Origin of the sequence: Bradyrhizobium sp. A5, assembly GCF_042076515.1 — a bacterium.
Classification (GTDB): domain Bacteria; phylum Pseudomonadota; class Alphaproteobacteria; order Rhizobiales; family Xanthobacteraceae; genus Bradyrhizobium; species Bradyrhizobium cosmicum.
Genome location: NZ_CP148990.1, coordinates 4,256,427 through 4,279,963, shown reverse-complemented (window position 1 = coordinate 4,279,963; position 23,537 = coordinate 4,256,427). Strand labels below are relative to the sequence as shown.

At 64.5% G+C, this 23,537-nt stretch carries 20 protein-coding genes and 1 pseudogene; 13 read left to right on the top strand and 8 right to left on the bottom strand.

The features are described 5' to 3' along the window. Window positions 1–124 precede the first annotated feature (124 nt). On the top strand, window positions 125–757 hold the full coding sequence (locus WHZ77_RS20640) for an ABC transporter ATP-binding protein (protein ID WP_375309619.1): 633 nt from the start codon (window positions 125–127) through the stop codon (window positions 755–757). On the opposite strand, the gene WHZ77_RS20635 is transcribed toward WHZ77_RS20640, so the two are convergent. Genes WHZ77_RS20635 through WHZ77_RS20625 form a run of 3 tightly spaced genes read right to left on the bottom strand, consistent with a single transcriptional unit; the run spans window position 754 to window position 4,474 of the window. Then, complete coding sequence (locus WHZ77_RS20635) at window positions 754–2,139, bottom strand: esterase/lipase family protein (RefSeq protein ID WP_375309618.1); 1,386 nt, start codon at window positions 2,137–2,139, stop codon at window positions 754–756. The genes WHZ77_RS20640 and WHZ77_RS20635 overlap by 4 nt on opposite strands. Window positions 2,140–2,150: 11 nt before the next feature. After that, window positions 2,151–3,251 carry a hypothetical protein gene (locus tag WHZ77_RS20630; RefSeq protein ID WP_375309617.1) on the bottom strand — a complete coding sequence of 367 codons (1,101 nt, stop codon included), beginning with the start codon at window positions 3,249–3,251 and terminating at the stop codon, window positions 2,151–2,153. Continuing rightward, window positions 3,248–4,474 carry a hypothetical protein gene (locus WHZ77_RS20625; protein ID WP_375309616.1) on the bottom strand — a complete coding sequence of 409 codons (1,227 nt, stop codon included), beginning with the start codon at window positions 4,472–4,474 and terminating at the stop codon, window positions 3,248–3,250. Before WHZ77_RS20625 ends, WHZ77_RS20630 begins: the two co-directional genes overlap by 4 nt. A gap of 354 nt (window positions 4,475–4,828) precedes the next feature. On the opposite strand from WHZ77_RS20625, the gene WHZ77_RS20620 reads away from it, so the two are divergent. Continuing rightward, window positions 4,829–5,797, top strand: coding sequence for a catechol 2,3-dioxygenase (locus WHZ77_RS20620; protein ID WP_375309615.1), 969 nt, complete (start codon window positions 4,829–4,831; stop codon window positions 5,795–5,797). Here WHZ77_RS20620 and WHZ77_RS20615 read toward each other — a convergent pair. Together WHZ77_RS20615 and WHZ77_RS20610 are read right to left on the bottom strand one after the other, a co-directional pair. Continuing rightward, entirely contained in the window at window positions 5,794–9,318 is a 3,525-nt protein-coding gene (locus WHZ77_RS20615; protein WP_375309614.1) for a molybdopterin cofactor-binding domain-containing protein, read from the bottom strand. The genes WHZ77_RS20620 and WHZ77_RS20615 overlap by 4 nt on opposite strands. After that, window positions 9,318–9,800, bottom strand: a complete 483-nt coding sequence (locus WHZ77_RS20610) for a (2Fe-2S)-binding protein (protein ID WP_375309613.1) — start codon at window positions 9,798–9,800, stop codon at window positions 9,318–9,320. The genes WHZ77_RS20615 and WHZ77_RS20610 overlap by 1 nt, the downstream gene beginning before the upstream one ends. A 268-nt stretch (window positions 9,801–10,068) precedes the next feature. On the opposite strand from WHZ77_RS20610, the pseudogene WHZ77_RS20605 reads away from it, so the two are divergent. From WHZ77_RS20605 to WHZ77_RS20565, 9 genes and pseudogenes are all read left to right on the top strand, one after another. Further along, window positions 10,069–11,525 (top strand): annotated as a pseudogene (locus WHZ77_RS20605) (6-hydroxynicotinate reductase). Then, window positions 11,522–12,418: a UPF0280 family protein gene (locus WHZ77_RS20600; RefSeq protein WP_375309612.1), complete on the top strand. Its 897-nt coding sequence runs from the start codon at window positions 11,522–11,524 to the stop codon at window positions 12,416–12,418. The pseudogene WHZ77_RS20605 and the gene WHZ77_RS20600 overlap by 4 nt, the downstream one beginning before the upstream one ends. A gap of 27 nt (window positions 12,419–12,445) precedes the next feature. Next, a complete protein-coding gene (locus WHZ77_RS20595; RefSeq protein ID WP_015686892.1) occupies window positions 12,446–13,030 on the top strand; it encodes an amino acid synthesis family protein in 585 nt (194 codons plus the stop codon). A 63-nt stretch (window positions 13,031–13,093) separates the two neighbouring features. After that, complete coding sequence (locus WHZ77_RS20590) at window positions 13,094–14,296, top strand: ABC transporter substrate-binding protein (protein WP_375309611.1); 1,203 nt, start codon at window positions 13,094–13,096, stop codon at window positions 14,294–14,296. Window positions 14,297–14,476: 180 nt separating this feature from the next. After that, window positions 14,477–16,366, top strand: coding sequence for an ABC transporter permease (locus tag WHZ77_RS20585; protein WP_375309610.1), 1,890 nt, complete (start codon window positions 14,477–14,479; stop codon window positions 16,364–16,366). Then, window positions 16,363–17,154, top strand: coding sequence for an ABC transporter ATP-binding protein (locus WHZ77_RS20580; RefSeq protein ID WP_375309609.1), 792 nt, complete (start codon window positions 16,363–16,365; stop codon window positions 17,152–17,154). Before WHZ77_RS20585 ends, WHZ77_RS20580 begins: the two co-directional genes overlap by 4 nt. Further along, a complete protein-coding gene (locus WHZ77_RS20575) occupies window positions 17,151–17,855 on the top strand; it encodes an ABC transporter ATP-binding protein (RefSeq protein WP_130362273.1) in 705 nt (234 codons plus the stop codon). The genes WHZ77_RS20580 and WHZ77_RS20575 overlap by 4 nt, the downstream gene beginning before the upstream one ends. 14 nt (window positions 17,856–17,869) lie before the next feature. Next, window positions 17,870–18,337 carry a MarR family winged helix-turn-helix transcriptional regulator gene (locus tag WHZ77_RS20570; RefSeq protein ID WP_375309608.1) on the top strand — a complete coding sequence of 156 codons (468 nt, stop codon included), beginning with the start codon at window positions 17,870–17,872 and terminating at the stop codon, window positions 18,335–18,337. Between the two features lie 169 nt (window positions 18,338–18,506). Then, on the top strand, window positions 18,507–18,896 hold the full coding sequence (locus WHZ77_RS20565; protein WP_375309607.1) for a hypothetical protein: 390 nt from the start codon (window positions 18,507–18,509) through the stop codon (window positions 18,894–18,896). A 4-nt stretch (window positions 18,897–18,900) separates the two neighbouring features. Here WHZ77_RS20565 and WHZ77_RS20560 read toward each other — a convergent pair whose 3' ends face one another. Beyond that, window positions 18,901–19,590, bottom strand: coding sequence for a hypothetical protein (locus tag WHZ77_RS20560; protein ID WP_375309606.1), 690 nt, complete (start codon window positions 19,588–19,590; stop codon window positions 18,901–18,903). Between the two features lie 98 nt (window positions 19,591–19,688). Next, a complete protein-coding gene (locus tag WHZ77_RS20555) occupies window positions 19,689–20,885 on the bottom strand; it encodes an amidohydrolase family protein (RefSeq protein ID WP_375309605.1) in 1,197 nt (398 codons plus the stop codon). A gap of 156 nt (window positions 20,886–21,041) precedes the next feature. Here WHZ77_RS20555 and WHZ77_RS20550 point away from each other — a divergent pair, with 156 nt between their 5' ends. Further along, complete coding sequence (locus WHZ77_RS20550) at window positions 21,042–21,815, top strand: ferredoxin--NADP reductase (protein ID WP_015686883.1); 774 nt, start codon at window positions 21,042–21,044, stop codon at window positions 21,813–21,815. A 106-nt stretch (window positions 21,816–21,921) separates the two neighbouring features. Continuing rightward, a complete protein-coding gene (locus tag WHZ77_RS20545) occupies window positions 21,922–22,248 on the top strand; it encodes a hypothetical protein (protein WP_375309604.1) in 327 nt (108 codons plus the stop codon). Between the two features lie 3 nt (window positions 22,249–22,251). Here the strand turns inward: WHZ77_RS20545 and WHZ77_RS20540 are convergent, their stop codons facing one another. Beyond that, window positions 22,252–23,502, bottom strand: coding sequence for a DUF763 domain-containing protein (locus WHZ77_RS20540; protein ID WP_375309603.1), 1,251 nt, complete (start codon window positions 23,500–23,502; stop codon window positions 22,252–22,254). Window positions 23,503–23,537: the final 35 nt, after the last annotated feature.

The window sequence follows — 23,537 nt, the reverse complement described above, 5'->3', positions numbered from 1 at the left end:
GGCGGAAAAGGCTGCTTTTCTGAGCCCGATCTTGTCGCGATAGGTTAAGGAACGATTTACCATGTGCCGAACAGCGGTTGACGAAGGACGGAATTCGCGACGGCCGGCAAGGGGGACGCGACGGATGTCGGGAAAGATCGTCAAGACGCGCGTCGGGCCGGGCATCTATCTGCTTCGATTCAAGACGCAATACGAGCTGACATCGACCTTCCTGCGCGTGCAGGAGCACTACGAGTCGCCGGAGTTTCACGGGCGGGTGTTCTCGCTCGAGCAGTACATGGACTGGTATGCCGCGCGACACGGCAACTTCACCTACTATCAGGACTGGTCCGGCTTCAACGTGCCTTCGACGGCGTTTGCTCCGTTCCATGCCGGCGCGTTCGATCCGCTCACGCGCAAGGAGAAGCGACTGCTCGGATTGTTCGCGAGGTTGCGCGAACGGTTTTACGTCATCGGCGTCTACGAAGGCCGCGGCAGCACCTTGACGCACGAGCTCGCGCACGCGTTGTTCTTCACCGACGCCGATTACCGCCGCAGGGTGCGAGAGGCGATGCGTCCATATGATACGCGTGCGCTCGGGCGGCAGCTCGCGAGGGTCGGCTACGCGCAACACGTCATCGAGGACGAAACCCAGGCCTATCTGATTGCGCCTTCGGGCAAGCTCGGTCTTGCGTCGAAGGCGTTGATGCCGCTGCGGCGAAAGCTGCGGGCGTTATTTCATGAGCACGCGACGAAGCTGTCGGTACCGGCGGGCTAAGGGAGGTTGCGCCGGATGAAGTCGATGGTTCTCTTCTGGCGAAAATAGTTGCAGTGCCAGACTTCGGGATCGTTGCCAAAATCCTCAATGTCCCTGATTTTCAGCGGAAAGTCTGTCTCTCCCAGGTTGGTCATCGAGCCAGTATCGACCACGAGGTCGTTGTCGCCGGGGAAAATCTGGTCGGCCGCAAGGTCGGCGCCCCGTAGCGCTCTGAAGTTTCTCCAGAACTGCCATCCGGGGTCCACCGTCGCGAAATTCGACTTGACGACGAAATACACAGGCTGCGTCGTGCACGGACCGAGTCGAAGCAAATTGAGTTCATAGTTGTTGGATATCTGGGATTGTCCGAACAGCCCCGGAATGAGCGCTATGAGCCCGTCAAGGAGAGGCGTGTGGGCGAGTGTCCCGGTGACGGTCATCACCACCTCGACCAGCTTGCCCGCGACCCAGAGGAACGGATTGGCAGCGCCGACGAGCGTCAGCGTCTTCTCGGCAAACGTCCCGATATTGGAGATCAGGCTCAACGCGTGCTGGAGCTTGTCGGGCGCAGCCAGCGAGGTGCCGTACAGCGGCGAGCCCGCGAAGACGACGCGCGTCTCGGCTTTGAGCGCAGCGCCGAACGCCTCCAGCCACCAGCGCACGATCAGTCCCCCGCGGCTGTGGGCGACGACGTGGACCGCTCCGGTGGCGCCGCTGAAAGCGCGTCCGAGCTCGAGCGCGTTCAGCACCGGGCTTACGGCGAGCGTCGCGTGCTCGAACACGAGAACCTGGTCGTACTTGTCGGGTCCGTTCAAAGCGGCATTGAGAAATGCCTGGCCGTCCGTCGTCGCCTCGAATTCGCTAACCATGTTGACGGCGTTGGAGAAGGTCCCGTGGACGAGCAACAAGGTCCGGCCGTTGAACGGTCCGTGGACATCATTGGCATCGATGACGAATTTTCGCGGTCCGCCCCGCACTTGCCTGAGGTGGGACTGCAGCGAGACGCCGATCGCGGAATTGAGGCGCATGTCGATCGCGCCGATGGCGGCGGCGGCCCTGTTGGGCTGGAGCCTCGGAAACTCCTTGGTCAGGACGACCGTCTGGTCCGGAAGCGGCGGAGGTCCCCCGGCCCGTCGTGCACGGCGGCGGCGCTGCGGCGCTTCCTCCCGGGCTGGAACGCCGTCATACCAGCGCAGGACGCCGCTTTCCTCGACCAGGGAAGCCGCAAGAATATTGTCGTCGGGCGTGTTGGAGGCACGCCGCCGGCGGCGTCTCAAGCCGGCGACGGAGTCCATCCTGTCATCATGATCGACATAGAGAGCCTGGAACAGGTCGTCATGATCCTCGGCCGCCTTGATCAGCGACAGGTAACGCCTGGGATCTTCCGCGGCAAACTGTGACATGTTCGATGCCGTCATTCGTTGATGATCGGGAGCGGCGTGACGTTCAATTCGCGTGCGCGCTGGATGTCGAGCAGGCTGTCGAACTCCTTCGGGCTGCGCAGGTTGGCCCGACCTTCGGTTTGCGCGTCCTTGAACCCATAGGCTCCCGTCAGGTAGGTGGCCTCCAGCATCACGAGATCGCCTGACGTCACATAGGCCCTGATCTCGGCGTAGCTGATTTTGGTGAGCCGCCAGCCATAGGGATCGACGTAAGGCAGTCCCGCATCCCGGGTGGCCGCGTCGCCAACGCTCGCCACCGTTGCTGGTATCTTGATCACGCCCACGAAGTCGTCATGCGCCTTTTCAGATCGCCAATAGCCGACGAAAGCATGCCCGCTGAGCAGCACGACGACCGGGAAGATGCCGACGTATTCGAGGCAAGAGGCGAGCAGCAGCGCGAGGTCGATGCAGGTGCCGGTGTTGGACGCGACGATCTCGCTCGGCGTGCGCAACCGCTGACTTTGCTCGGAATAAGCGGGAGGAGGATTGATGTACTGGAAACGATATTCGTTCACCAGCGCGGTCCAGATGGCCTGGACCTGGCGGTCGACGGCGCCTTCTTCGTCTTGCTGATAGCCGTCGAACCCCGCTCCGGGATCGTCGAGAATGCCAATCAGGTAGCGTCGCGAGGCGTGGATGATTGCAAGAATTGCAGGATCCCTGGGCAGCACGAAGGAAGGCAGCCACGGGTTGTTCCTGGTGTCGTCGACCCACTCGTCAACAGGGATCAGGGTGACGCGCCTTGTCTCCTCGAACGCTGTCTTTCCGCCACAAGTCACTCTCACGTAAACGGCGGACTGCACTCGCTCGTGCAGCGAACGCGTCAGGCCGGCGGTGAGGGGGACGATCACTTTGGAGAACAGCGGCAGCTGCAATTCCGTCATGACCGGGATCGTGTAGCGGTAAGGGTAATTCTCGGCGCCGACGCAGAGCTCGACTTGAATCGCGATCGCTTCGACAGGGTCCTCAACCAGCCGCGTCAGCGTCAGTTTTTTGAGCAAGGGCCTGTTATTATGCAGCAGCGAGTAGTTGATTTCCCCTGCGACGTCCAGGTCGACCTTGATCGGAATCATGAGGCGGCCCTCTTCTTTCGGGAAGATGCCTTCTTCCTCGCAGGACGCGATCTCGACGTCGGCCTCTTGATGGATTCGCTGCCCTCTTCGAAGACACTACGTCCCATCCAGATCACGATCGACGTGCCGTGTACGTCCAGCGGCATCGCCTCCCACGACATCAGGAAGGCGTCCGGAATCGATAGGATCTGGTCTTTCGTTCCGTAGCGCCAGTTCCAGTAGAATGTCTGAAAGAACAGTTCCGCGACATCGTCGTCGATCTCGTCGAGAAAGCCAAGAGCGACATGGGCTCCCTTTCTGACCAGTTCGCGCGCGATGCGCGCGCCGGAATAGTAGAGATTGAGCGTCACGAGCCGAGGTGGGGCGGTCGGGTTCACAAGGGTCTCGGCAAGATCCTCGTATAGAACGGGAAACTCGCTTTCATGGGCCTCGCGGAGGATCATTCCATCAGGCACCCGTCCGTCCTTGTCGATGGTCGCGTTGAAGAGCGCCTCTTTCTTCTTCTTCATGTCCGGATAGAAATCTTTGACCATCCACCCGGCCTGGTGGGTATCAATCCCGGTGACGTGGATCGCTTCCCAATTTTTGCGGCGGACTTCCTTGGCGAGTTCGCTTTTTTGGGGCGTTCGTAGGAACGTCCGGTATGGATCGTCGTCTTTTCTGCCAGATGCACCGATCGCGACATCGATGCGCTTTTCCTCATCCTCGAATCCGTACTCGTCATCGAAGCGCCCAGGCGCGCTCTCGACGAAGAGGACGCTGTTCGGCGGGTGCGGCCTGACCTTCGCAAAGCCGCGGCCGAAAAGGCGAGAGATCAAGGTGCTGTGGTAACGGCCCTCCGCGCGCGTGCCGGCGCTGAGCAGGTATTCCCAGGGAATTTCGCAGGCGGCCTCATGGATCGCGCAAGCCTTCTTATCCTGGCGATCCCAATCGTACAGTTCGACCTCGATACGGTTTACGTGTGCCAACTCGCGCAATCGTTTGGACGAAATACCCACGCGCTCGAGGTCCTTGGCGGCGCGTTTGCCGATGGATTTGCGTTGCTCTGGATCGGAAGCCCATCGCGAGCGCACGCGCAGGAGATAAGTCCACTCTTGCGCGAGGCGTGGGAGAAGCTCGGCATTTTCGATGCTGATCTCGGCGACGCCGGCCGCGCGTATCGTGGCGATGCGTCCCGACGCTGGATTGCCGGCCGGCTGCGCGCTCATGGATCGCTTGGCCATCGAGCTCCCCCAACTCCCGGCGCGCCCATCGTCCTGCCGCACGGGTTCCGGGCATTACATCTTTAGATAGCAGCTTCCGTCAAGATCAGCTCAGGCAGGAAAGCAAATTGTCGCGTGAGGCCGGGCCGCGGGAAGCGTTGCCAGGCGTCCGCGCGGCGCGTGAGATGTGGCGCAACGGATCGAGCGGTGTCCCGGTAAGCCCGGTCACAGGAGTTTGTTGACGGGACCTAATCATTTGTACATTAGTACAAATTACCCCGCGGCCTCGGGCCGCCCCGGACGCATGAGCCGATCGCGGCTCTGCGTCCGAATGTGCGATCCGGTCCAGCGGATCGCCACGCCCTGGAGGAGACCATGCAGCCCGAACCGATCCTCGATCTCGCCCATCTCGGTCACATGGAACTGCTGACGCCGAAGCCGGACGAGAGCCTGAAATTCTTCGTCGACGTCATGGGCATGACCGTGAGCGGGCAGAAGGGTGAATCCGTTTACCTGCGCGGCTGGGACGATTACGAGCGCTATTCGCTCAAGCTCACGGCCTCGAAGACGTCGGGCATGGAGCACATGGCGCTGCGCGCGCGCAGCCAGCAGGCGCTCGAGCGGCGCGTCGCCGCGCTCAAGGGCTCCGGCTTCGACATCGGCTGGATCGACGGCGACATGGGGCAGGGGCCGACCTTCCGCTGCCGCGATCCTGACGGTCACATCGTCGAGCTCTATTACGAGACCGAATGGTACCAGGCACCGCCGGAGCTGAAACCTGCGCTGAAGAACCAGGCGCAGCGCTTTCCCGCACGCGGCGTCAATGTCCGCCGTCTCGACCATCTCAACTGCCTCGCCGTCGACATCAAGGCCAATCGCGAGTTCTTCCAGAATTACCTTGGCTGCCGCCTCACCGAGCAGATCGTGCTCAATAACGGAAGGGAAGCGGCGATGTGGCTGACGATGTCGAACAAGAGCTACGACTTCGCCTATTCGCTCGACCATTCAGGCGTGCCCGGACGCTTCCATCACGTCACCTATGCGCTCGACAGCCGCGAGGAGATTTTGCGCGCTGCCGACATTTTTCTGGAGAACGGCATCCACATCGAGACCGGCCCGCACAAGCACGCGATCCAGCAGACCTTCTTCCTCTATGTCTACGAGCCCGGCGGCAACCGCGTCGAAGTCGCCAATGCCGGTGCGCGCCTCATCCTCGCGCCCGACTGGAAGCCGATCGTGTGGACCGAAGAGGAGCGCAAGAAGGGCCAGGCCTGGGGGTTGAAGACGATCGAGTCGTTCCACACTCACGGCACGCCGCCGGTGGAAGTGAAGAAGCACGATTAACGGCTTGAAGTCCGCACGCGCGCGATCGTCTCGCGCACACCGGTCCATGCCGGCTTGTCGGGCGCGAACTGCTTGCGCAGGAAGGTGACGAGCTCCTCGACTTGCGCGTCGCTCATGCTGTTCCTGAAAGCGGGCATGTAGCCGAGATCGCTGGAGACCGGATCGGCAATGCCGTGCAGGATCACCTGCACGAGATTGTCCGCTTTTGCGCTGTGCAGGCTGCTGTTGAGCGCGAGCGAGGGCCGACTGCCGAACAGCGGCAGGCCGCCGACCTCATGGCAGACGGCGCAGGCGCCCTGGTAGAGGCGTGCGCCGGTGGAGGCGGCGGTGGCGACTTGCGTTGCGCTTTCCAGACGTGCCGCAAGCGCGTCCCGTGTCTCGGTCGCCGTGGCGTTGAACGAGTTGAGATAGACCGCCATTGCGCGGATATCATGATCGGGCAGGGCCTTGAGATCCCTAACGATCGGCGCCATCGGACCGGCGGCGACGCCGTGATAGCGCGAATGGCCGGTGCGCAAGTAGGTGAACAACTCGTCCTCGCTCCACGGGATCGGCGCGTGCGAGAGCGAGGTCAGCGGCGGCGCCTCCCAGCCCTCGGCAAAGCCGCCGGCGAGATAGGCGTTACGCTGCTCGGCGCCGAGCGCATTGCGCGGCGAATGGCAGGCGCTGCAATGGCCGAGGCTCTCGACGAGATAGGCGCCGCGATTCCAGGTCTCGGATTTGGCGGGATCGGGCTTGAACTCTTTCGTGTCGTGGAACAGCGCATTCCAGCCGGCAAGCAGCGGGCGCAGATTGAACGGGAAGGCGAGCGCATTCGCCGGCGCGGTCGCCCGCACCGCAGGCTGCGCCATCAGGTAGGCGTAGATCGCCTGCATGTCGGCATCGCCAGTCCTGACAAAGTGTGGGTAGGGGAAGGCGGGATAAAGCTGCCGCCCGTCGCGATGCAACCCGTCGCGCATCGCGCGCTCGAAGGCGGGATAGGACCAGGCGCCGATGCCGGTCTCGACATCGGGCGTGATGTTGGTGCTGTAGATCGTGCCGAACGGCGTCTCCAGCGCGCGGCCGCCGGCGTTGAGCGCGCCCGTGAGGCTGGTGTGGCACTCGGCGCAATTGCCGAGCGCGGCAAGCTGCTGGCCGCGGGCGATGGTCGCGGCGGAATAGACCGACGCATCAGGGCGGGCGATCGGTGCGATGGCGCGGCCGGGCATGAGAGCTGCGCCAATGCCGATCGCGGCGGTGCAGATGGCCGCAATTGTTGCAAAGATGCCGGCGCGCTTGGCGAACGGACTTTCCCAGATGCGCGACGGCGCCGCCGCAGCTGGTGCGGGCAGGGCTTGCGCCTCAGGCGATGTTTCGCCGTGCAGTCCCCTCAGAATACGCTCCGGTGTAAATGGTGGCTCGCGAAAGCGCACGCCGGTGGCATCGAAGATCGCATTGGCAATCGCCGCCGCGCTCGGCACCGACGCGGACTCGCCGACGCCGAGCGGCGGCTGGTCCGGCCGCGGCAGCATCAGGACGTCGATCTTGGGCACGTCGGGGAAAGGGATGATCGGATAGGCGCCCCATTCCCGCGCCGCCACCGCGCCGCGCTCGAACGAGACCTCCTCCATCAGTGCGCGGCTGGTGGACTGGATGACGTTGCCGTGGATCTGGTGGCGCACGCCGTCCGGATTGATCATCAGGCCGGAATCCTGCCCGGCGACCACGCGGGTGACGCTGACGTCTCCGGTGGTCTTGTTGACCGCGACGTCCGCGACCCAGGCCGACCACGCCGCGCCGTAGCCGGGAAACTTGCTGTGGACGTAGAGCGCATAGGCAAAGCCGCGACCGTGCACGATCTCGCCGTCTCTTTCCTCGCGAACCGGTCGTGGCGTCCAGCCCGCGCGCTCGGCGACCGCGTTGACGAGATCGACCGCGCGCTGGTCTTTCAGATAGCGCAGGCGGTATTCGATGGGGTCGACGCCGGCCTCGGTTGCGGCCTCGTCGATATAGGATTCATGCGCAAAGGTGTTCGGCAGCGCTGAGACGCCGCGAAACCAGGACGCGCGCACGATCGGCGCCATGTCATGCGCAACAACGCGCATGTTGTCGTAGTCGTATGGCGGGATCGCGGTGCGGTCGCCCATCTGCAGCACCGCGGGTTCGGGCGAAACGCGACCGGTGAGCAGGAGCGCAAGCGTCGGCGCGGCATTCGAAGGGTAGCGCGTGGCGAGATCGTAAGCCGCGATGCCGCCGTCGGCGTCGAGGCCGCCATTGACGTCGATGAGCTGTGCGGTGCCCTTGGGCTCCCAGGCGTGCTCCTGCTCGCGCGTCAGCTGCACGCGTACGGGCCGGCCGACGGCGCGTGAGAGCAGCAGCGCATCGGCGGTGACGTCATCGGCGCAGTTGCGGCCGTAGCATCCAGCGGCCTCCAGCCGGATGACCTCGATTTCGCTCTCGGGACGCTCGATCAGCAGCGCGAGATCGCCGCGCAGCACGTGTGGGTTCTGGGTGCCGGACCAGACGCGGATATTGCCGTCCCTAAAATCGGCGACCGCGCAGGACGGGCCGATCGACGCGTGCATCTGGTACGGCCAGACGTAAGTGCGCTGCATCGGCTTGGCTGCGCTGGCGATTGCGGCGTCGACGTCGCCCTTGTTGATCAGCGTGCGCGGCGTCGAGGGATTGGCGCGCAGCGCGGTCTCGACATCGGCGAGGTCGGTGAGTGCAGGCGTCGGCCGCCAGCTAACCGCGAGCTGCTCCGCCGCGCGGATCGCATGTTCCTCGCGTTCGGCGACCACGCCGACGAAATCGCCAATGTGCACGACGGCGATGAGGCCGGGGATGTCGCGCACCGACGACTGGCCGACCGAGATCAGGCTGGTGCCGACGAACGGTCCGGCATCGACGCCGGCATAGGGCGGACGCACCACGCGGCCGTGCAGCATGCCTGAAACCCGGACATCGTGCACGAAGGTCAGTTCGCCCGTGGCCTTGGCGGGGAGGTCGACGCGCGGCATCGACTGGCCGACGATGGCGTAGTCGCCGACGGGCTTGACGGCGACGTCTTCGGTCAGTTCGAGCCGGATCGTCTCGTCGCCGATCAACTCGCCATAGCTGACGCTGCGGTTGTCGTGCCCGCGCACGAGGCCGTCCTCGATCCGCAAGTCGGCAGCCGGCAGCTCCAGCCATTCTGCTGCGCGAGCGATCAGGAAATGGCGGGCTTGAGCGGCGGCCTTTCGCAGGGGAACGGCGGTGATCTGGATGGTTTCGCTGGCGATCGTCGCGCCCTGATTGGGAACCAATGCGGTGTCGCCGAGCACCACGACGACGCGGGCAAAGGACACATCCAACTCTTCGGCGACGATCTGGCCGAGCGCGGTGCGGATGCCGGTGCCGAGATCGACATGGCCGTTATAGGCCGTAACCGAACCGTCGGCGGTGATCCGGACGAAAGTTTCGGATGTGCATTCGTCAATTGTGCGGAGGACGACGAGCGAACCCGGTTGCCGCTCAGCTCCGCTCGAGAGGGGCGAGGTCATCAATCACCGGCTCCGGCGAACTGGCCCGACGCGCGCATCACCGCGCGCAGGATTTCGACATGCGTGCCGCAGCGGCAGAGATTGTAGCGCAGCGCAGCAAGCGCCTCCTGCTCGGTCGGCTGCGGATTGATCGCGAGCAGCGCCTTGGTGGTCATGATCATGCCATTGAGGCAGTAGCCGCATTGCGCTGCCTGTTCGTCGATGAAGGCCTGCTGCACGACATCAGGCTTGTCGCGCGTGCCGAGGCCTTCGAGCGTCACGATGTCGCGGCCGGCGCAACCGGCGATCGGAATCACGCAGGAGCGTGCGGCCACGCCGTCGATCAGGACAGTGCAGGTGCCGCATTCACCCAAGCCACAGCCGTATTTCGGACCGTTGAGCCCGAGATCGTTGCGCAGCACGTAGAGCAGCGGCGTCTGCGGCGCTGCCGTGACGTCGTGGATCCTGCCGTTCACGGTGAGGCGGATCGGTGTCTGAATCATCCTCGTTCCCAAGCCCCGCGATCACGCGATCGCAAAGAATCCAAATCGCTCAAAATCCAAGTCGTGACGATACCGTTTGTACACAAACGTGCAAGTCGGCTTGCCGCGGTGCAGCGCGATTGCCCGCTTTGTGGACAGGGCGGATAGGCAAATGAGGTTTTATGCGGCAGGCGCATCTTTTGCGCTGCACCGCCGCTTGACAGCCTTCGGGAGCACGCGCACCATCGTTCGTATACGAATGATAACTGCGGTGCCCGCTGGCTTTGACATGGTGATGGAAACGACGAGCGCTGTTGCCGAGAAGATCCGCTGCGATGCCTGTCCGGTGATGTGCTACATCAAGCCGGGCGCCGCGGGCGCCTGCGATCGCTACGCCAATCACGACGGCAAGCTCGTCCGCGTCGATCCGCATGTGATCCTGGAGCGCACCGTCTCGCATGGCGGCAAGCTCGTCCCGTTCAGCCGCACCGAAGATTGGGACGGCAAGATCGTCCATGAGCCCTCGACCTTCGTGACGGCGATCGGCGCGGGCACGACTTATCCCGACTACAAGCCAGCGCCGTTCATCGTCTCCGCGGAGGTCGACGGCGTCGACATGGTGACGGTGGTCACCGAAGGCATCTTCTCCTATTGCGGCGTCAAGGTGAAGATCGACACCGACCGCTATCTCGGCCCCGAGACCGCGACCGTCCGTGCGCAGGGCGAGGCGGTCGGCCACGTCACGACCAGCGAATACGGCTCGCAGATGCTGTCGCTCGGCGGCGTGCATCATCTCACCGGCGGCTCCAAGAAGGAGGGCCGCGTCACCTGCGACACGCTGATGGATCTCGCCAATTGCAAGGCGGTTGAGCTCACCATCGACGGCGGCGCGAGCGTGGTGGTGCAGGCCGGCCAGCCGCCGATTGTCAACGGCATGAAAGAAGAGCGCATGCGCGTCGGCTGCGGCTCGGCGACGATCGGCATGTTTGCAAAGCAGTGGCACGGCAAGGTCGACGAGGTCGTCGTGGTCGACGACCACATCACCGGCGTGCTGAGCGAGCACCAGGCCGGCAAGCTGCTCGACATTGCCGACACCGGCATCAAGATGAAGGGGCGCCGCTCGACCCCTGGCCGCTATTTCCAGGTCGCAGATCCGGCACCGGCTGGGGGGGCACCAACATCTCCGATCCACTGTCGATTCTAGGGCCGTTCGACGTGAAGGAGGCCAAACCCGGTCTCTCGATGCTGATGGTGTCCACGACTGGCGAACATTCGTCCTACTACGTGCTCGACGAGGCCCTGAAGCCGGTCGAAACCGAGATGCCTGCCGACCTGAAGTTTTCGGTCGAGCGCATCCAGGAGAATTGCGAGCCGGCCCTGTGCACGGTGCTGTTCATGGCGGGCGCGGGCGGCTCCTTGCGCGCCGGGGTCACCGACAATCCGGTGCGGCTGACGCGTTCGGTGAAGGACGCGCTGACGCGCGTCACCAGCGGCGGCGCTCCTGTTTATGTCTGGCCGGGCGGCGGCATCACCTACATGGTCGACGTGACGCAGATGCCGGCGGGCGCGTTCGGCTACGTGCCGACGCCGGCGCTGGTCGCGCCGATCGAGTTCACGATGAAGTTGTCCGACTACGCCGCGCTCGGCGGGCACATGGACTACGTCAAGCCGCTCTCCGAGGTGAAGAACGGCGATGATGTCCGCCAGCTGCCCTGGCAGAACCCGATTCCGGGGCCGCGGGCATGACCAGGCTCCCGCAGATCGCATTCCTGTCTGATGGCCGGCGGCTGCATTTGCAGGATGGCCCGATTGATCTGATCGTCGAGACGAGGGGGCGTGCGGACGAGGTGCGGGCTGCGTATGAGGCGGCGGCGCGCCGTTTCACCGGCCTGCTCGACGAGCTTTGTGCGGAGTTGACGGAACTGCGGAAGGCGGCTGAGGGGCGGACTTCGCTGACGGGCCTGGTGGCGCGTCGGATGCATGCTGCTGTCAGGCCTCATGCTTCCAATTGCTTCATCACGCCGATGGCTGCGGTGGCGGGCAGCGTAGCCGAGGAAGTTCTGGGTGCCATGATTGACGTTGCGATGCTCGATCAGGCCTATGTCAACAATGGTGGCGACATCGCGCTGCACCTCGGCGCAGGCGAGCACTTCTCGGTCGGTCTGATGGATCGGCCGGACCGCGACTGCGTGATGCGGAGGATACGGATCGATTCGGACGACCGAACGCGCGGCATCGCGACCAGCGGGCGCCACGGCCGCAGTTTTTCGTTCGGCATCGCCGACGCGGTGACGGTGCTGGCCGCGACGGCGTCGCAGGCCGATGCGGCGGCCACGATCATCGCCAATGCGGTCGATCTGCCAGGGCATCCCGCCATCATCCGGAAGCCTGCGAATGCGCTTCAGCCTGACAGCGATCTCGGCGCACGTCTGGTGACCCGCGATGTCGGTGAATTGTCGCAGACCGAGATCGCAGCAGCGCTGGAATCTGGCGCGGAATGTGCACGGCAATTATTCGATCGCGGATTGATCGAGGGTGCCGTGTTGCAGCTTTGTGGTGATATGCTTGTCATCGGACCGAAAGATATTGAACGGCAGAGATCGCGCCCGCTGGTACTGGAGAACGCGGTTCATGCCTGAGCAGGGAAGAGACCAAGGGAAACAGTCATGAGCGCGATCATCCGCAAGATCGTCACCGTCGTCGAAGAAACGCAGATGGAGATGGGTCGCCAGGTCTCGCCGCCGACCCGTCGCGCCGCGGCAATCGCGGTGATCGAAAATCCCTTCGCTGGAAAATATGTCGAGGATCTCTCGCCGTTGATCGCGATCGGCGAGGAGCTTGGCGAACTCCTGTCGAAGCGCGCGGTGGCGGCGCTCGGCATCGACGGTTCGAAGGCGCAGAGCTACGGCAAGGCAGCGGCCGTCGGCGAGAATGGCGAGCTGGAACACGCGGCTGCGATCCTGCACCCCAAGATGGGCGCGCCGGTGCGCAAGGTGCTGGGCAAGGGCGCCGCGCTGATCCCGTCGTCGAAGAAGCGCAGCGGTCCCGGCACGACGCTGGATATTCCGCTTGGCCACAAGGACGCCGCCTTCGTGCGCAGCCATTTCGACGGCATGGAGGTGCAGATCAACGATGCGCCGCGCGCCAACGAGATCATGGTCGCAGTCGCCGTCACCGACAGCGGCCGCCCGCTGCCGCGCGTCGGCGGGCTGACGGTTGCCGAGGTCAAGGGTGAAGACGGTCTGAGATAGCGGGCACGGCTTCTCCGACATCATCGCGCTGAAAACGTAGAGAGTTCAAAACTGGAGGTTGGGATGCGAGCAAGAAATCATTTCGTCGGCGCGGCCTTCGCGCTTCTGGCGGGCGGCATGGCTCATTCGGCCATGGCGCAGGACATCAAGATCGGCGAGATCAACAGCTACTCGCTGTTGCCGGCCTTCACCGAGCCCTATCGCAAGGGCTGGCAGCTCGCGGTCGAAGAGATCAACGCGGCCGGCGGCATCAACGGCAAGAAGCTCGTCGTCATCTCCAAGGACGACGGCGGCAAGCCGGCCGACGCGCAGACCGCGGCCAACGAGCTCGTGTCAAGCGAGGGCGTGGCGATGCTGGCGGGCACGTTCCTGTCGAACATCGGCCTCGCCGTCAGCGACTTCGCCAACCAGAAGAAGGTGTTCTTCCTCGCGGCCGAGCCGCTAACGGACGCTGTCACCTGGTCGAAGGGCAACAAATACACCTTCCGCCTGCGGCCCTCCAACTACATGCAGGCGGCGATGCTGGTGGAAGCTGCCGCGAAGTTGCCCGCAAAGCGCTGGGCGACGATCGCGCCGAACTACGAGTACGGCCAGTCGGCGGTGTCGGTATTCAAGAAGCTGATGTCGGAAAAGCGCCCCGACATCCAGTGGGTCGACGAGCAGTGGCCGCCGCAGGGCAAGATCGACGCGGGTCCGGTGGTGCAGGCTGTTGCCGCCGCGAACCCGGAAGCGATCCTCAACGTCACCTTCGGCGCCGACCTTGTGAAGCTCGTGCGTGAAGGCAACACCCGCGGCCTGTTCAAGGGGCGCGAGGTCGTGTCGTTCCTGACCGGCGAGCCCGAATATCTTGACCCGCTCAAGGACGAGACCCCCGAGGGCTGGATCGTCACCGGCTATCCCTGGTACTCGATCAAGACGCCCGAGCACGACGCGTTCCTGAAGGCCTATCAGGCCAAGTACAACGACTATCCGCGCCTCGGCTCGATCGTCGGCTACCAGACCATCAAGTCGGCGGCTGCGATCCTGACGAAGGCCGGCTCGACCGATCCGGAGAAACTGATCGCCGCGGCGGAAGGGCTGTCGATGCCGTCCCCGCTCGGTGAGATCACCTTCCGCAAGATCGACCACCAGTCGACGCTCGGTGCCTATGTCGGCAAGACCGCGCTGAAGGACGGCAAGGGCGTGATGGTGGATTCCGTCTACAAGAAGGGCTCGGACTATCTGCCGAGCGACGCCGAAGTCGCGAAGCTGCGTCCGAAGGATTGATCTCTTTCTTCTCCCTCTCCCCGCTTGCGGGGAGAGGGTTGGGGGTGAGGGGGAGCCTCCGCGAGGGAGGTGACCATCGAACTCGCGGCGACTCCGTCTCACCCGAATTTGCGCGTTGCGCAAATTCGACCTCTCCCCGCAAGCGGGGCGAGGTGATCTGAAACCCAACCCGGACCGCCGATGGCCTTTTATGTCGTACAGTTTCTGACCGGCCTCGCCAGCGCAGCGTCGCTGTTTCTGGTGGCCTCGGGCCTGTCGATCATCTTTGGCGTGACGCGGATCGTGAATTTCGCGCATGGCGCCTTCTACATGATCGGCGCCTACATCGCCTTCACGCTGACGGAGCGCCTCGCCGGCACCTTCGGCTTCTGGGGCGGGATCGTGCTGGCGGCGCTCGCCGTGGCGCTGATCGGCGTGCTTGTCGAAATGGTGCTGCTCCGCCGCATCTATCACGCGCCGGAACTATTCCAGCTGCTCGCGACCTTCGGCCTGACCTTGATGGTCGAGGACCTCGTCGTGCTGGTCTGGGGTCCCGACGATCTCGTCGGCCGCCGTGCGCCGGGCTTCCGTGGCGCGGTCGATTTCTTCGGCCAGAACATCCCGAGCTACGATCTGTTCCTGATCGTGCTCGGCCCCGTCGTGCTCGGGATCCTCTGGCTGCTGTTCCAGCGGACCCGCTGGGGCGTGCTGGTGCGCGCGGCGACGCAGGACCGCGACATGGTCGCAGCGCTTGGCGTCAATCAGAAATGGCTGTTCACCAGCGTGTTCGCGGTCGGCGTCTTCCTCGCCGCCCTCGGCGGCGCGCTCCAGATCCCGCGCGATGCCGTGCATCATGCGATGGATTTGCGCATCATCGTCGAAGTCTTCGTCGTGGTCGTGATCGGCGGCCTCGGCAGTATCGTCGGCGCCTTCGTCGCGGCGGTGCTGGTCTCCGAGCTCAACGCGTTCGGCATCCTGATCTTCCCGAAGATTTCCATCATCCTGGTCTTCCTGGTGATGGCGGCGGTGCTGATCGTCCGCCCCTGGGGCCTGTTCGGCAAGCCCGAGGCGCCTGCGCGCAAGACGCCGGGGCTCACCGTCAATCCGTGGCGGCCGTTGACGTCGAACGAGCGGTTGGCGGCGCTGGCAGCGCTCGTCATCGCGGCGACCTTGCCGCTGTTCGCCGGCAACTATGCGCTGACCGTCGGCTCCGAGATCGCAATCTTCGTGATCTTCGCCGTCAGCCTGCACTTCCTGATGTCGGTTGGCGGGCTCGCCTCGTTCGGGCACGCCGCCTATTTCGGTCTCGGCGCGTACGGCGTCGCCTTCCTCGCCAAGATGGCGGGGCTGCCGATGATCGTGTGCCTGTTGCTCGGCCCGCTGCTCGGCTGCATGGGGGCCGCCGTATTCGGCTTCTTCGCCGTGCAGCTCTCCGGTGTCTATTTTGCGATGTTGACGCTCGCTTTCGCGCAGATCGTCTGGTCGATCGCGTTCCAGTGGGTGAGCGTGACAGGCGGCGACAACGGCATTTTGAGCATCTGGCCGGAAAAATGGGCGGCGAGCCCGTCGAATTTCTACTGGCTGGCGCTCGGCGTAGCGGCGCTCGTCACCATCGCGTTGCGCGCCATGGTCTTCTCGCCGTTCGGCTATGCGCTCCGGGCCACGCGTGATTCGCTTCTGCGCAGCGAGGCGATCGGCATCAACGCCAAGCGCATCCAGTGGACGGCCTTCGTGATCGCAGGCACCACCGCCGGCATCGGCGGCGCACTGTTCGCCTACCTCAAGGGCAGCGTCTTCCCGGACAATCTCGGTATCTCGCTCTCCGTCGATGCGCTGGTCATGGTGCTGCTCGGCGGCGTCGAGACGGTGTCGGGGGCGGTGATCGGCGCCATCGTCTACAAGGCCCTCAACATCTGGCTGGTCAGCCAGACCGATCTTTCGAAGCTCGTGCTCGGCGGCTTCATCGTGTTGATCGTCGTGGTTTTCCCAAAAGGCATCGTCGGCATGCTGGAGATGCTGGCGCAGCGCCGCAGGAAGGCATCGCCGCCGGGATCGCCCCTCATTGCCAAGCCGATCGAGTCCGCCGAATGAGCGTCGCACCCCCACTTCTCGCGGTCGAAGGCCTGACCAAATCCTATGGCGGCATCCACGCCGTGCGCGGCGTGTCGTTCTCGCTGAGATCAGGCGAAATCCTCGCGCTGATCGGCCCGAACGGCGCCGGCAAGAGCACCTGCTTCGACATGCTCAACGGCCAGAACCGGCCGGATTCCGGCCACGTCCGCCTTCTTGGCGAAGAGACCACCGGCAAGAAGCCGCGCGAGATCTGGCGGCTCGGCGTCGGGCGCACCTTCCAGATCACCGCGACCTTCGCCACCATGACGGTGCGCGAGAACGTGCAGGTCGCGCTGGTCTCGCACGGCAGGCAATTGTTCAACCTCTGGGGCTCGGCGCCGAACTACGATCGCGGCGAGGCCGGACGCCTGCTCGAACTGGTCGGCATGGGCGGCTATGCGGATCGTCCCTGCGGCGAGCTCGCCTATGGCGATCTCAAGCGGCTCGAGCTCGCGGTGGCGCTCGCCAACCAGCCGAAACTTCTGCTGATGGACGAGCCGACCGCCGGCATGGCGCCGCGCGAGCGCGTCGAGCTGATGCGTCTGACCGCTCAAATCGCGCGGGAGAAATCGATCGGCGTGCTGTTCACCGAGCACGACATGGACGTGGTGTTCGAACATGCCGACCGTATCATCGTGCTCAATCGCGGCACCTTGATTGCCGAGGGCTCGCCGGCCGAGGTCCGCGGCAATCCGCAGGTTCAGGCGGTCTATCTCGGCGAGGGCCTGCTCTACGAGGCCGGGCATCGCGAGGGAGCCTCCGCATGAAGCTCACGGTGCAGGACCTCAACAGCCATTACGGTCCGGCGCATATCCTGTTCGACATCGGCTTCGAGGTCGGCGAGGGCGAGGTGGTGGCGCTCCTGGGCCGCAACGGTGCCGGCAAGTCGACGACGTTCCGTTCGATCGTCGGCCTCGTCGCGCAGCGCACCGGGCGCATCATGTTCGAGGGCAAGGATGTCTCGGCGCGGCCAACGCATGAGATCGTGCGCGATGGGCTCGGCTACGTGCCCGAGGAGCGGCGCATCTTCACCGATCTGACGGTGGAGGAGAATCTCGAAGTCGGCCGTCAGCCGAAGCGCCCGAACGCGCCACACTGGACCCGCGAAAAGCTGTTCGCGCTGTTTCCAAATCTCGGAGAGATGAAAAACCGTCCGGGCGGCCGCATGAGCGGCGGCGAGCAGCAAATGCTGACGATCGCGCGCACGCTGATGGGCAATCCGTCGCTGGTGCTGCTCGACGAGCCCTCGGAAGGCCTGTCGCCCAAGATCGTGGAGCAGATGGTCGATGCCATCCTGACCATGAAGAAGGAAGGTGTCAGCATCGTCGTCTCCGAGCAGAATTTGCACTTCGCGCGGCTGATCTCCGATCGCGCCTATATCATCGAGCGCGGCCGCATCTGTTTCGGCGGCACCATGGCCGAGCTCGACGCGCGTCCGGATATCCGCGACGCGCATCTGTCGTTGTGAGGGGCGGGGAACGGATGGCGAGAAGCGTCGCGGTGAAGAAGGGCGTCAAGCTGGCCAAATCGTCCAACAAGTCGTCTTACGTGCTCGACGAGCAGGTCGGCTTCATCCTGCGCCAGGTCTGGCAGCGCCATAGCTCGATCTTCTCGCGCGATATCGGTACCAACATCACGCCGACGCAGTGGGCGGCGCTGTCGAAACTTGCCGAGACGGGTGCCTGCTCGCAGAACCAGCTGGGCCGGCTGACGGCGATGGATGTCGCGACCATCAAGGGCGTGATTGACCGGCTGACGGCGCGCGGCCTCACCGAGACCAGCCAGGATCCCGAGGACGGACGGCGGCTGCTGGTCAGCCTGACGCGGGCCGGTCAGCAGCTTGCGGAGAAGGCTGCGCCGAATGCGCTTGCGATTACCCGTGAGACGCTGGCGCCGCTCGAGCCTAAGGAGCGCGAGACGCTGATGGCGCTGTTGAACAAGCTGCGGTGAATTCGGTCTCGTAGGGGGGGCAAAGGCGCACTTGCGCCGTGCCCACCACTTCTGCAGATATCGGGCGGCAATGGTGGGCACGCTTCGCTTTGCCCACCCTACGGCGGCTCTTGAACAAGCTGCGGTTAGCGGCGACTCATCTCGATAAAGGTTTGTCGAGGTTTCCGGCATGAGAGCAGCGACACGGATTGCAATGGCTTTAAGCTTCGGCGTGGCGCTGGCGGGCAGTAGCAATCCCGCCTGGGCAGCGCAGCCCTATGAAGGGTTCTGGGCGTCAACGAAGAGAGATTGCCGCGATCAGGACAGCGCCAACCGCATGAGCATCGAGGGCGGCAACCGCCTCTATTGGTACGAGACTCGCTGCCGCGCCAGCGAGATCACCGTCGGTGGAAAGCTCGGCTGGAAGATGAAGCTTGCCTGCGAAGGCGAGGGCGAGAAGTTTCGCTCCAATCCGCGTATCTCCATCGCTGCGGACGGCAGGCTGGTGATGGACAACGGTCCCGTTGGACAAGCCAAACACCAGGCCTATGTGCGTTGTGAGATCGCGAACAAGCGCTGACCCCTTACGTCTTTCCAGGCCATTTGGCGCGGTAGCGGATTTCGCTGCCATCAGCGAGTCGGCGCCATGTGCCGAATTCCGGCGTATGCGGCGCCCGGGCGGTCAAGTCGATCGGATAGATTCGGCTCGGCTGGTCCTGGATGTTGACGGCGAGTTGCCGGTGCGAGGTTCGAAACGCCAGTTCGACCTCGCCCGCGATGACGGGCTGGTCCCCGTCGCGATAGAAGGCGGCGGGGGTCACGTCGCCCGGCATGGTGTTGAGGTCGGTCTGCAATTCGATGGTGATGCCCTGCGGTGACGTCGGCACCGTAACGCCGGCGGGAAAGCGAACCTCGAACACGAGCAGGGGATTGCCGGCGTTCGGATTGAGCCAGGGGGTTGCGGTCGCATAGGCATAGGCAATGTAGATGCCGATACCCGTGGCGCAGAGCAGGACGACGACACCGAGCGACTTCAGGCTGTTGCGCGCGACGCCCCCATTGTCCGCGCCCTTGCCTGAACGCGTCACCAGCCAGCTGGCAAGCACCGAGCCGGCAATCGCCCCGATCGGGGAGTAGAAGAACAGCCCCAGCAGACCCGATGTGATCGGGTCGGCGCGGTTGCCGAAATCGAGCAGCGAGAACAGCACAAAGGTTGAGACATAGCCCGCTACCGCGCCAGCAACGCCGACGGCTATTCGCGATGAGTTTTTCATGTCTCGCTCGATGGTCCAGCAAATGAACTGCCGCCCCCGAGGGCTGCCTGCGTTAGACGCAGCAGGCAGCAGACTTGTTCAATGCGCTCAAAGCTGCGTCACTTCGCCACCACTTCCGGCACCCTGCCAGCGGGGGGGGTGTTGCGGCTGCGCTGGGTGCGCACGATGCCGTCGATGATGGTCATGCCGATGCCGGGGAGGTCGCCGAGCTGCACGCTCTCCAAAATGGTCTTGCCGGGCGAGTGCTGCGCCTTGTCCATGATGACGAAATCGGCGGAGCGGCCGACCTCGATCAGGCCGCAGTCGAGCTGCCGCATCCGCGCGGTGTTGCCGGTGGCAAGGCAGAACGCGATCTCGGCGGGCAGCTCGCCGATCGAGGACAGCATTGAGACCATGCGCAAGATGCCGAGCGGCTGCACGCCGGAGCCGGCCGGCCCGTCGGTGCCGAGGATGACGCGATGCAGGTCGCCCATCTCGCGCGCGATGCGCAGCGTGTAGAGCGCCGAGCGCTCATTGCCGTTGTGAACGATCTCGAGCCCGCGCTTGCACCCCTCGCAGATGCAGCGGATCTGGTCGTCGGGAAGGGCGGTGTGGCCGCCGTTGATGTGGCCGACCACATCGGTGTCGGCCTCCAGCACCACGTCCTTGTCGATCAGGCCGGAGCCGGGGATTGAAGGGCCGCCGGTGTGGATCGTGCTCTGGATGCCATATTTGCGCGCCCAGCCGACCATTTTTCGTGCAGTAGGTCCGTCCTTCACGCCACCGAGGCCGACCTCGCCGAGCAGCTTGACGCCGGCGGCTGCCAATTCCTTGAAGTCTTCCTCGACCATCTCGCATTCGATGACGGGTGCACCGGCGTGAACCTTCACGCCGCCCGGGCGCAAGGTCCAGAACGCGCGCTGGGCGAAGATCGCCATCGCCTTCAACCCCACGACGTCGCGGGGGCGGCCGGGCATGTGCACTTCGCCCGCCGAGATCATGGTGGTGATACCGCCATGAAGCGAGCTGTCGATCCAGCCGATCTGGTTCTGCCGTGGCGTCCAGTCGCCCGCGACGGGGTGGACATGGCTGTCGATCAGGCCGGGAGTCACCGTCGTGCCATTGGCATCGACAATGGTAGTCGCGCCTTCGGTGTTGAGGTCCTTGTGGCGGCCGATCGCGGTGATCTTGCCGTTCTCGGCGACGATGGTGTCGCCGTCCAGGATCGGCTTTTCCAGCGCTCCGGAGAGGATCAGACCGATGTTCCGGATCACGAGTTTCGAGGGTCCGGTGGCGTGGGGTGCGTCATGCGCCATGGAAGGGGTCCTTGTCCTTAACTGCAACGCTCGCGATCTTGGGCAGCCTTGACCGCGGGAGCAAGCGGGATTATTCATTAGTATACGAATGATCGTGTACAAACGACGCATGGCTGACCGCCTCGAACCGCACTGGAAGCGACACGGAAGGGTGAGATGAGCAATTTCAACCAGGAAAGCGTTTTGAGCGTCCACCACTGGACCGACACGCTGTTCTCGTTCAAGACCACCCGCAGCCCGACCTTCCGCTTCCGCAACGGCGAGTTCACCATGATTGGGCTCAAGGTCGGCGAGAAGCCGCTGCTGCGGGCCTACAGCGTCGCCAGCGCCAATTACGAGGACACCCTCGAATTCTTCTCGATCAAGGTGCCGGACGGCCCGCTGACCTCGCGGCTCCAGCACCTGAAGGAAGGCGACGAAATCATCGTCAGCCGCAAGGCCACCGGCACGCTGGTGATCGACAATCTGGAAGAGGGCCGCAACCTCTACCTCATCGGCACCGGCACAGGCCTGGCGCCGTTCCTGAGCGTGATCAAAGATCCCGAAACCTACGAGCGGTTCGAGAAGGTCGTGCTGCTGCACGGCTGCCGGCATGTGAAGGAACTCGCCTACGGCGAGATGATCACCGAGCATCTGCCGAACGACGAGATGCTCGGCGACTATATCCGTGCCCAGCTGATCTATTATCCGACCGTGACCCGCGATCCCTTCCGCAACCGCGGCCGCATCACCGACCTCATCACCTCCGGCAAGCTGTTCGCCGATATCGGCCTGCCGGCGCTGGAAGCCGCCCACGACCGCGTCATGATCTGCGGCAGCCCGGCGCTCGTTGCCGACACCCGCACGCTTCTGGGCGAGCGGGGCTTTGTCGAGGGCAATCACGGCGAGCCGGCTCAGTTCGTGGTCGAAAAGGCCTTTGCCGAGCGCTAAGCGCGGAATTCTCGCGTCATAAGACCGTAGTTTCGCCGCCGCACGGGCGTTGCGGCGCCGATTCGGCGCGCGCTACACTGCGGGAGCGAATCAGCGGAGTTCCCAGATGGTTGCGGACAGCGACAGCAATATCGCCTGGCACCGGGTCCAGTTGAAGAAGAACCGCGCCGAGTTGAAGGCGCTCGAGACCGCGCGCTTCACGATGGGCGAGATCGCGTCCTCCAAGCGGACGGGCCAGACCCAGAAGACGATCGCGGACCTCAAGCGCAAGATCGCGCAGTCGGAGCGCGTGATTGCGGACCACGACAAGCGCACGCGGCGTCCGCTCACGACCGACTTGCGGAGCCTCAGCGACGGCAGCTGGAGTCATTGGGACGCCTACACCAGCCAGCAGCAGCGCAAGACCGCGCCGCGTGCGCCGGGACGCGGATAGGGATCAAGAGCCGGTCAGCTTCTTCGCCACGACGTCGCGTTCCCAGCCGAACACGGACCGGCCGTCGAGCTCAGGCGATGCGGCACGTTCAGCTGCGATGAACGACTCCAGCGACGGACCACTGGCAGTGCGCTCCAGCCGACGCGCCTGATCGTCTAGACGCTTGATCGCCTGCGTCTCCTCGTCGCGTCCGAGCTTCGCGTTCTGGATCGCGCCCTTCAGCACGCGAATGGTCTCGTCATAGACCTTGATCGGGACGGGGTAGGGATGCCGGTCCTTGCCGCCATGGGCGAGCGAGAAGCGCGCGGGATCGTCGAAGCGATAGGGCGCGCCGTGCACCACCTCGGCGACCATCGCGAGCGAGCGCACGGTGCGCGCGCCGACACCCGGCGTCAGCAGCAGCTCCGGGAAGTCGACCGGGCCGCGCTCGGCGGCGGCCGCCAGCGTGCCGTGCAGGCGCCGCGCGAACACGTCCTTCGGCCTGACGTCGTGATGCGCGGGCATGATCAGGTGCGGCAGCATCGCCTGCGCCGGCTCGGACGCCGTGCCGGTGAGCCGTTCGAATTCGGAGAGGATGCGATCGGGGCCGAGATCGCTCAGCAGCTCGAGTTGCGCGCTGCGCGAGACACGGGCACGATGGTCGGTGAGATTGACGATCTCGCCCTGCTGCGGTCCGTCGATCGCGCTGTGCGGCGTATCGACAAAGCTCTTCAGCGCCTCGGAATGCCAGTGATAGCGGCGGGCCTGCCGCTTGTCGCCGTTCATGCCCTGCTGCACCACGGTCCATTTGGCGTCCGCAGTGACGAAGAAGCCGTGCAGGTAAAGGTCGAAACCGTCCTGGACCGCGGCACTGTCGACCTTGGCCACCAGGCGGCTGGCGCGCGTGAGTTTTGCGCCGTCGAAGCCGACACGCTCGCCGAGTTGCATCAGCTCGTCCGGCGTCTTGCGCGAATGCTGGCCGCGGCCGCCGCAGACATAAATGCCGAGCTCGTCCTGGAGCGGGCCGAGCCCGCGCTTCAGCGCGCCGATCACCGAGGTGGTGATCCCCGAGGAGTGCCAATCCATCCCCATCACGGCGCCGAACGATTGGAACCAGAACGGATGGGACAGCCGCTGGAGGAACGCATCGCGCCCGTAGTGATGGACGATCGCCTGGGTCACGATCGCTCCGAGCGACGACATGCGCGTCGCAAGCCACGGCGGAACCCGCCCGGTGTGGAGAGGAAGATCGGCGCTGCCGGTACGTCGAGTCATTGCCAAGAAATAGCGTAGATCGGCGACGGTTGCAC